The sequence below is a fragment of the Rhodococcus sp. (in: high G+C Gram-positive bacteria) genome (assembly GCF_049286785.1).
GTDB lineage: Bacteria > Actinomycetota > Actinomycetes > Mycobacteriales > Mycobacteriaceae > Rhodococcus_F.
This window is the reverse complement of the sequence record NZ_JBAQEO010000194.1, coordinates 1-9,858: the sequence shown is the minus strand read 5'-3', so window position 1 is coordinate 9,858 and position 9,858 is coordinate 1. Positions and strand designations below refer to the sequence as shown.

Sequence of the window (9,858 nt, the reverse complement as noted above, 5' to 3'; positions counted from 1 at the left end):
TCGTTCGTCGGCGCCGACGAACGAGCACTGCCGCTGGTACGGGCGATGATCGCGTCGCTGGCATTCAACCACTCCCCCGACGAGCTCGAGTTGACGTTGATCACCGCAGACCCCGACGGCGACCAGTGGGGGGCGTTCAAATGGCTGCCCCACGCCAACGACCCCACTCGGATGACCGCCGACGGCCCAGCCCGCCGGATCTACCGGACCCTCGCGGACTTCGCCGACGACCTGCCCGACTCCGTCAAGCAACGACCGGAGTTCCACGGCAACGACAGCGTCCCGAACGACGGTGCCGAACGCCCCTACCCGCATATGGTCGTGTTCATCGACCTGCCCGCCGCACAGGTCCGGCTCCCGGAGGCGTTCGGTGTCCGAGGCATCGACGGCATCACCCTGCTCGTTGTCCGAGCCGGATCCAACGAACTGCCCGCCGCCGACGACGCTGCCCTGATCATCGACGAGGACGGGAAGATCTCCACGGCCGTCGAACCTGCACTGATCACCGCCGATGCCATGAGTGTCGCCGAGTTCGACACCTTCGCGCGCACGATGGGCGGCTACCGCAGCGGCCGGGACATCTCTCTCCCTGGCCTGGACGAGAGCCCGAAATCGAAGGGACGCACCCCATACCTCAAGGCACTCGGCATCGACAACCTCGAGACGTTCGACGCTTACCAGTTCTGGTCACGCACAGAGGGCGACCTCGAACGTGTGATCCCCGTAGGTGATCTGATCGACGAAACGACGCTGCTGCCGACCGGTCAGCTGGCTGAGCTGAGTCTGTCCGAGACGTCCCTGGGCGGGTCCGGCCCGCACGGGTCGATGCAGGGCACCACCGGTACCGGCAAGTCCTACCTGCTGCAGCCGATGGTGCTCTCCCTCGCGACTCGTTACTCCCCTGAGCAGGTTGTGTTCATCCTCATGGACTTCAAGGGCGGCTCGACGTTCATGGGGTACGAGAACCTTCCGCACGTGCTCGCCAACATCACCAACTTGGCGAAGGACCAGGACGTGCTCCTCCGCGCCGAAACCGTGATCCGCGGGGAGCTCAACAAGCGACAGGAGATCTTCGACCAGCACAAGGTCCCCGACATCCTCGCCTACAACAAGCAGCGTGAGAAGGAACCGGGCCTGCCGGCGCTGCCGGAACTGTTCGTCATCATCGACGAATTCGGTGAGTTCATCACCGAGAACCGCGACTTCCTCAAACTGTTCTCCTCGATCACGAAGGTCGGCCGGTCCCTCGGTGTCCACCTGAAACTGGGCTCTCAGTACATCGACTCCACGGTCGTCGGCGACATCCAGAACAACCTCAACTTCGGTATCAGTCTCGCCGTCAAGAGCCCCGTAGCCTCACGATTCGTAATCGGCACCGACGCAGCCGTCAACCTCAAAGAGGGACAAGGACACGCGTACCTACGACGCCGCGGACGCGACGAAGGAATCGTCCTGATCCAGGGCTTCGAGGTCGGCGCACCGTACATTCCAGCCGAAGCGCCGGTCGCCGACATCGGTGTCTCCGGCGCCGGCCTCGACGAAACCACCTCTACCGAGACCGCATTGGTGCCGTTCACCTCGATCAGCAACTCTTCACCAGTCACCGACTCCGACGGTGTCCTCGTCGCCGAACCGGTCATCACGAACACCGACCAGTTCGCCGAGACTCGTCAAGCATTGTTCGACACGCTGGCTCGCTTTCAGAACATCCAGCCGCGGATGCTGTGGCAACCCACACTTTCCTCGCCGATCAGCTTCCACGGCGCCGAGTTGCCCACTGCCGATACCCGTGGACTGCGTATCAGGATCGGGGACCTCGACGATCCACACAACCACCGCCGTATCCCGTACACGATCCGACCTGAAAGGGACGGCGCGCATATCCGTGTCATCGGAGCCCGCGGCACCGGCAAATCGACCACTCTGCAGACCATCATCGCCTCGGCCGCGCAGACGTATGCCCCGACGCAGGTGCAGTTCTATCTGATCGATTTCGGCTCCAAACTCCGCGAGGTCGAGCACTACCCCAACGTCGGCGCCCGCGCGTCCAGCACCGACGACGAGAAGATCGACCGAATCATCGCCGAGTTCAAGCGGATCGTCGCCGTCCGCGTCGACGAGTTCGAGCGACGCCGAGTCTCGAACTACGCCGCCTACGCCGAATCAAAGGCCACAGACCCGGTACCCGGCGACCAGTACGGGGAGATGTTCCTGGTCATCGACGGCGTCAACGAGTTCCTCAATACCCGTCAGGAAGGCGCACAGCAGCAAATCACCGAGCGGCGCATGAACACATTGACCGAGATCGCCAAGGCTGGTGGCTCCCGCGGCATCCACCTGATGATCTCCGGTGAGATGGAATCGGGAAAGATCCACTTCTACAACGAATTCGGGCTATGGATTCTGCATTCGACATCGGATCCGGCGCAGTTCACCACAATCCTGGATCGGGAGATCCGCGACAAGTACAAGACGGTTCCCGCCACACAGCCCGGTCGCGCCCTCGAACCGACCACCGGAATGCACGCACGGGTGTACGTGCCGCAGCTCGACGAGATCGAGCCGATCCCCGGTGCGGCGCCGGCCGAGTACGACCCGACCGCCGATTACGCCGACGGGATCCGCGCGCTCGGCGAGCAGTTGGCAGCTCAGTATGTGGTGCAGGGACCCGAGGGCCAACGCCTCGAGATCCGTGCACCACAGATCGTCACTGTGCCCGAAGTGCTTCCGTGGGGCGAAGTGATCTGGCCGATCTACCAGTCCACCCGCACCGACACCACACCTCGAGCGCTGCCACTCGGTGCCGCCGCGGACGATCTGAGCCTGGTGATGCTGCCTGCCGATGATCCTCGCTCCGTGCCGCACCTGCTCGTTGTCGGCGACCCCCAGTCCGGCAAGACAACGGTGGTCCGGTCTTTGCTGCGCAGCATCATTCAGCAGTACCGGCCCGACGAGGCACAGATCTACCTGTTCGATTCCGGATACACGATGATCAACGAATCCAAGGTCCTCGACCATCTCGGCATGCTCGGCAGCTACCAGAACCAGCCGGGTCGGATCGAGACAGCGGCGAAGGCCGTCGCGTCGATCATCGCCTCACGCCAGCCGGACCCTGACACCGTCACTCCGGAACAGATCAGCGCCGGTAGCTGGTACACCGGCCCGAAGATCTTCGTGATCATCGACCCGGCCACCACGTTGACTGCGACTGGGTCGTACGAAGCTGCCGCGACCGATCCACTCAACGAGGCGATCGAACAGCAGCGCGATCTCGGTATGAGCCTGGGCCTGCACGTGTTCGCGACCGAGCACGCGAACCAGTACATGTCCCGCCGGAACGGGTCGAAGCTCTACAAGACCCTCACCGCAGCGAACTCGGACATTCTGCTGCTGTCAGGGACCTCGACCGAGCCCATCGCCGGGTCCTACAACTCGCAGGGCGGAAAGATCATGTTCGCTCGCCGACGCCCGGGCCTTGCCCAGCTGTACTCGCCGAGTACCGGCCACCATCCGGTCCTGCAGACCGCGTGGCACCCGCCGTTCGAGGCACCCACACAGGGATCCTGACCAACAAGGCACAGTGGCGGCGCCCCAACTCATTCTTGGAGTTGGGGCACCGCCCTCGTTCACGGTCTACGGATCGGTGAACACAAACCGCCGCCCGCACATCAGGTGCAACGTCGAGCGCCGCTTCCACCGGGTCACTCAGTCGTACACGTAACCGATCATGTGGCAACAGCAACCGAACCAGCCGGAACGCCGCTGTAAGCACGCAAGCCAGCTCCACCCACACAGAACCTCGCCGCAACCTTCCTTGCCCACCTGAGAGGCTGGCAACCACCAAAACGGCTTCTTCGCAGATGCGCTTGGGTGACGAATTTCGACATCAGACCGGATGCCGCAGTGGACTTCTCACACCCAACGGATGTGGAGGTCGTGCACCTGGTCGATGTGGAATCCATGGGCATCGCTGAAGACATCGAACGCGGCGTAGTTCAGTGAGGCGTGTTCCTCGATCAGAGCGACGGCGGTGGCGTTGTCGCCGATGGCTATCGCCCGAGCGAGTGTGTAGGTGTCCTCGTGGCTCAGCGGCGCGGTGCTCTCGTCGAATCGGAACACTTTCTTGTCCCGGTAGTCGTAGCCGCGTTCGCTGTCGTACCGAATCTCGACCGACGCGGTCAGCGTGACGACCGCTGTCTTGAGTTGGCCCTTGCTGTCGAGCGCGCCGGCACGCTTGAGTGCGTCCTGGGTGCGGGCATCGAGTAACTTCCACTTTGCGCTGCCGGTGAGGTTCTGGGTTTCGCCGCGCTGCCACTTGTATATCGACGACACCGTGCGGCCGGTCGCCTCCGCCACGGCCTTCACGCCGCCCATGCGCTCCACTGCGGCCCGTCGTTGGGCAAGTTCGGCGACGTCTGCGTGCGGAATGCGCCCCTGTTGTCCCCACCGGCGCAGTGTGCGATCGGACGGCGGCCGACGGCCGGCGTCGATCGCGGCCTGCCGCAGGCCTTCGTTGCCGAGTTCGGCCCGGACCTCGCGGATGTCGATCGTCTGGGTCAGCTGGTTTACGGCGCGGGTGCGTGCTTTGCTGGCCGCGTTGCCCAGCGCGGACGCGGCAGCCGCGCTGACGGATACGTTCGACGTCGGGATACGGACCTTGTCGCCCGACTCGTCGGCGGGCTTGCGACGGGGTCGGTGCTGACGGCTCATTCCTGACCGACTTTGTTGTAGATGCTGGTCAGCACTGCCCGGATGTCGCCCCGGTTCTCAGCTGCTGCAAGGGCGTCGATCGTCTCTGGGGTGAGTGGGGCGATCTTCTCCAGTGCCATCTTCCCGAGGTTCGGTGATTCGTCGGCGATCTCCTCCCCGTCGGCGAGGACGTACACCCACGAGTCGACGAGACTGCGGATGGGCCACCGACCGGTCTCGGCCGCAATACGCATGGCGGCGCGGCGGCCGCGCCAGCGGCTCATCGCCTGGATCGATGCCCGCCACACCGGCTGGTGGTGGTGGCGAACCCATTCGGACTGCCACATCTCGGGCTTCTTCATGCGTCCGACGTAATCCTTGTAGATGCTTCCGATGAAGGTCTTCATCGCTGCGTCGTCGGCGTCTACGGCCACTGCCCTGGCTTCACGGAGCCGCTTGGCCCACGCTTCGAGCATGCGGGCCTGTTCCGGCCACAGCCAGGCCTCGTCGATGCCGAGGTCATCGACGTCGAGCCCGGCGCCGCCATCCTCGATCGGCGCGGTCAGGCAATTAAGACCGATGGTGGTCACCCAGGTTTGAACGTCCCGATCCGGGTCCATATGAGGATGAGGCAGCGGAAGTCCCGTAGGCAGCGCAAGACGGTTACCGGCGGGCAGTATGACTCGCCACAGCCCAAACGGGCGGCGATCCGAGCGCGCCGGCGTATCCGCGTCGGGGGCGCGCCTCGGCTCGCCCAGACCGAAGTTCAGCATGCCTGCGCTGGCCAGGTAGGAAGCCCTCTGGTCGATCGTGACAAGCTTTGAGACTCCGTCGAGTTCCTCGCGTTCCGGGCGGCGCACCCAGTCGATTTCGGGTTCGATGTCACCGAAGAGTTGGCCTTCGAGTGGAGGGACCGGTCCTGCGGTGGTGGCGACTGCGCCGCGCTTTGCCTTCTTGCGGTCCTTGGCGATCTGATCGACGATCGCGGCGCCGGTGCGGGCAGCGGTGTTCGCCGGCAGCACCCCGAGGTGTTCGACGCAGAATGCGATGCGGCGGCCAAGTTCCTGCGCGGCGGCCATGTCTTCGTCGGGCAGCACTGTGCCGACGCTTTCGTCGCCGAGGATGCCGAGCTTCTGGTCCTTCGACGATGTCGTCCAGGCGTAGGGCTCAAGGACGATGTCGACCATTCGCCGGGTGGTTCCGTCGGTGCGCAACAGGTGGATTCGGTGACCGGCCTTCCCTCGAATCTCCCAGCCCTCTTGGATCATCGAGTGGAGGGTGTCATTGATGACGGTGTCGAGGAGTTCAATCGCGGCTTGGCGCTCGTCCTCGTTCGATTCCCCTTCGAGGCTGTCGATGTCGATGACCCAGCCGAGCTGTTCACAGGCGTCGAGTCCGAGAATCCAGATCTGTGCGGATCCTCCACGGGGCGTGAGCATCGACTTCGCCGAGGCCCAATCGATCAATCGGCCGAGCTTGGTAATCGAGTCGACGGGACCGGTCAGCGAGCTGCCGGAGGGGGCGAAGCTGCCTTCGGCAGTGACGATGATCGCGTGGTTGTCGGCACCTGTACTCGCACGCGGGAGTGCCACTGCCGACGTTTGAGGCTCCACAGCATTCGACACGAGATCGCTGGGGTCGCTGTCGTGTCCGTGGAGCTTCTGATCAGGCAAGACCGCAGCTATGGGGGTCTCAGGTGTTGTCGTGGAAACATCGTCAGGACCAGCACAAGCTAACTCGGCGTCGTCTTCGAACAACGACATCTGACCTTCGGTGTCAGTCACTCGTCTTCCTTCCTGTACGACAGTGGCTGCCAAGCGAACGAATTCACTCAGCAGCCACCGGACGACACCTACTTGCTGCTACCGAGCATCGCCCCGACACGGATCAGGTCTGCCGGATCGAAGAACTCCTCGAGCGCCGCGACCGCAGTCTCTGGATCCGCCTTCGTACCCTTGAGCGCCCGCACGATCTTGTCTACCGGATCAGGCGCGTTCTGTTCGGACTCTTCGTCCTTCACCGAGGGCTCAGGCTCCGGTGCGGGCTCCGGATCAGGCTTTGGATTCTCCTGCCGGTCCAACTCCGCGATCCAGGCCTCGACCTGCTCCTCACGCGGAACCCGGGCCAGGGAGCGGGCTTCTCGAACACCCAACTCCCCCGCCCGCAGGGCTTCCTGCAGTTCAGGACTCAGGTTCAGCAGAGCGCGTCGCTGAGACACCCATGCACCGGTGCGTCCGAGCATCCGTGCCGCCGCGGCAGCCGACGGAAGCGACTGCACCAGCAGTTCAACCGCTTTCGCCTCCTCGAGTACGTCAAGGTCCTCGCGCGCGAGGTTCTCGAGAACCGCGGCCGTGACGACCGTCGCCCGGCTCTCCGCCAGACTGTCGCGAATCACGACGTCCAGACCGGGCCTTCCGTAGTGACGTGCGGCAGCGAGACGACGGCACCCGTTGACCACCACATACTCCGCCTCGCCGATCTCGATCACATCGTCGGGATAGACCCTCAACCACGCCCCTCGGGTGACCGCGGTACCCGGCTGGAGCTGCTGATCGACAATGGTCGACAGGTCCTCCAGGTTCCCTATTCGATCTCGCGGGTTGTGAGGATTCGGTGCGAGCTTCTCGACTGCCACGTTCGGCAGAAACACACCCTCAGCCCCCAGCTCGACCACGGCCACAGCAGCCGCAGCCGAAGCCGAAGCCGCAGCCGGAACACCATCGGCAGCAACAGATTCGACATAGCGGTCCGAAACAGCAGCGACTTTCGCGCCGTCCACAGGGGAATTCAAGCCTATAGCGCCAGTCAGTTCAGCAAGGTTGACCGCACCGGTCCTGCGCTTGGTCATCGTCACCACGCCCCAGTGGCGAGCTCGAGAGCGAGGTTCTGAAAGTCGCTCTTCGCTTCGAGCGCAATGCGATTGCCGCCGTAGCTCGTCACCACTCGCCCTTCGGCTGCTGCGCGAGTATGGAGCTTGTAGCGGCGAATCACGGTCTTGGCCAACGGCCATCCGGCGCTATCAGCCAGTTCCTGTGTCTGCTCGAGATCGCGGAGGCCGTCGCGGGGATCCCACGCGTTGATAACGACAACGTAGGGCTTTCCGCTGGGCTTGGCGATCTGCTCGATCGTGCGGGCAGTCGGATCGAACGTCAAAGCCTCGGTTGTCATCGGGATGACCACCAGGTCAGCCGAATCCATCAGCGTTCCAAGAAGTTCCTGGGTCTGGGGGTCGTTCTTCCCGGATCCGATCCAGCCCGGGGTGTCGACGTAGATGTGTGATACCCCGGGGATCTGCGCCAGACCGCGGAGCGCCGCGGGGTCGTCTTCCTGGGCGATCATGAATGGGAGGTCCTCAACCTGGGCGGACCACCATGACGCCGAACCCTGCGGGTCCACGGAGACCGCGAGGACGGATTGGTTTTCGTCGCCGATTCGCTGTGTAGCTTGCGCGGTCACGGCCGCGAGATTGACTGTGAGAGTGGACTTACCAACGCCACCTTTTTGATTGAGCAGCACATGAACAGTCATAGATGCATTTCCTCCGTTTGATTCGCCCCGTTGCTGGGGTTACTTCCGGGCCTGCGAGTCGTCGCGATCCGCAGCTGATCACACGGTACACAATTTCGGGCTACTGCGCCCTGCTTTCTGTCCCGCGTGTACACACACCGTAGACCCGATCGGGTCTACTTCGCAAGCCCCTCCGCACTTCTATGATCGAGAGGTGATCCACTACCTCTCTCTTCGCGACGTCGCCGCCAAGTCGAACCTCACCATCAACACGATCAAGGGGTACGCCCGCAAAGGCCTTCTCCCCCACCCAGACGCCACCGTTGGAACCCACAGAGGATGGCTCGAAGAGACAATCGAGCAATGGATCAACGATCGCCGAACGGCCAAAACCCGTCCAGAATCAACGAATTCGGCCGACCCATAACCACCATCTAGAAACGTCACAGTGACGCGTCACTCCGAGCGTTCGCCACGATCCCCACCAACAACAGACCCACACAACACCGAGCCCTCAGCCCTGACAGGAAGAAACTTTACCGCCCAACCCCAGCGCTCCTCTCCCCCAAAACGCGGCCACTCACCGAAAAGATGCTTCAGCCCGACTCGAACCCGGCAGACGCACTCCTCCCCACGAGCCCTAAACGACCCGAAGACACGGGAAGGCGCCGGAGCGAGCGTCGTTGAATCGAAACACTCAGCCCACCGGACTGCCGCCGACACCAAACCGGCAACCGTGACCGGTCGCCCCGGGACTGCGCAGGCGCGGAACGGAGAACGCCACCGTCGTCGGCGTCTTTCGCTGAAGGTCTTTCGCTCAAGCCGCACTCCCCCTCTATTGCCGGGCCCTGCGCCCCTCCCGCACCGGATGTCTGAACTCACCTAAACGTTCAGTCCGCCCTACCGTTAACCGGGTTTAACGCTTCGACCGGAGAGGCCGGGGCCCCAGGGGCGGCCCGACGTGACCGTTAACCGGGTTAACGCTCCGCGCGTCACGACTCGCCCCGCAATCCCCAAACGGATGACCTCGCTCTCGCGCTACACAGACAACCCGCGCTTCCAATGCTTTAGCGCCGAGCCCGGCTATGGACACTTCCGATTTCAGGGATTTGGTCCAGCCACCCTCGAGTGCCGCCACGGCCGGCTCTTTGGCGAGAATCGTTAACCGGGTTAACGCGCCGGGTTCGGACTAGCGAAACGGAGCCGCCAACCACCGCCCGGTCCGCAGCCGTCTGGGAGCCTGTCGCGCCGGGCACCACCCCTCTCCGTGTGAGACGTCTGCGACCGCCCACGCTTGATCCCCGCTTCATCGTTAACCGGGTTAATGCCGACCCGGTCACCGAATCCACCGACGATCCAACTCCAATCACTGAGGGCCCGGCCCGGGACGGCCAAAAGCTGTCCGTACTCCAGGCGGCGACAATCGTTAACCGCAGTAGCGTCCGCGTACCAGGCCGCAACCAACCGGTACCCATAGGCCATGGTCTCGGCAGGGACGCACGCGTCGCCCAGATCGGAATTCGCGACCGTTAACCGCAATGCCGCGCAGTTAGGCGTGTGACTGTTGGGTCAAATGGGACACACGTGAGTAAAGGGCGTGTCGGTGCGTGTGGGACAGCGGAACTCCCGGTATCGAGGGCTTGTCCTCGCAAGACAACCCTT

General features: G+C 63.6%; 6 protein-coding genes. 2 read left to right on the top strand and 4 right to left on the bottom strand.

What is annotated here, in order from left to right; translation table 11 throughout:
• A partial coding sequence (locus WAW17_RS07925; protein WP_422332440.1) for an FtsK/SpoIIIE domain-containing protein occupies window positions 1-3,567 on the top strand: 3,567 nt, incomplete at its 5' end.
• 345 nt (window positions 3,568-3,912) lie between these two features.
• Here the strand turns inward: WAW17_RS07925 and WAW17_RS07920 are convergent.
• The 4 genes from WAW17_RS07920 to WAW17_RS07905 all read right to left on the bottom strand — a co-directional run bounded on the left by WAW17_RS07920 (window position 3,913) and on the right by WAW17_RS07905 (window position 8,217).
• Window positions 3,913-4,710, bottom strand: a complete 798-nt coding sequence (locus tag WAW17_RS07920) for a hypothetical protein (RefSeq protein WP_422332439.1) — start codon at window positions 4,708-4,710, stop codon at window positions 3,913-3,915.
• The gene (locus tag WAW17_RS07915) at window positions 4,707-6,473 is read right to left on the bottom strand and encodes a hypothetical protein (RefSeq protein WP_422332438.1); all 1,767 of its coding nucleotides are present in this window, start codon (window positions 6,471-6,473) and stop codon (window positions 4,707-4,709) included. The genes WAW17_RS07920 and WAW17_RS07915 overlap by 4 nt, the downstream gene beginning before the upstream one ends.
• A 68-nt stretch (window positions 6,474-6,541) precedes the next feature.
• Window positions 6,542-7,468: a ParB/RepB/Spo0J family partition protein gene (locus WAW17_RS07910; RefSeq protein WP_422332437.1), complete on the bottom strand. Its 927-nt coding sequence runs from the start codon at window positions 7,466-7,468 to the stop codon at window positions 6,542-6,544.
• A 71-nt stretch (window positions 7,469-7,539) separates the two neighbouring features.
• Window positions 7,540-8,217: an AAA family ATPase gene (locus tag WAW17_RS07905; protein WP_422332436.1), complete on the bottom strand. Its 678-nt coding sequence runs from the start codon at window positions 8,215-8,217 to the stop codon at window positions 7,540-7,542.
• 193 nt (window positions 8,218-8,410) lie between these two features.
• Here WAW17_RS07905 and WAW17_RS07900 point away from each other — a divergent pair, with 193 nt between their 5' ends.
• Window positions 8,411-8,623 (top strand): helix-turn-helix transcriptional regulator, encoded by a 213-nt coding sequence (locus WAW17_RS07900; protein ID WP_422332435.1) that lies wholly within the window; start codon window positions 8,411-8,413, stop codon window positions 8,621-8,623.
• Window positions 8,624-9,858 lie beyond the last annotated feature (1,235 nt).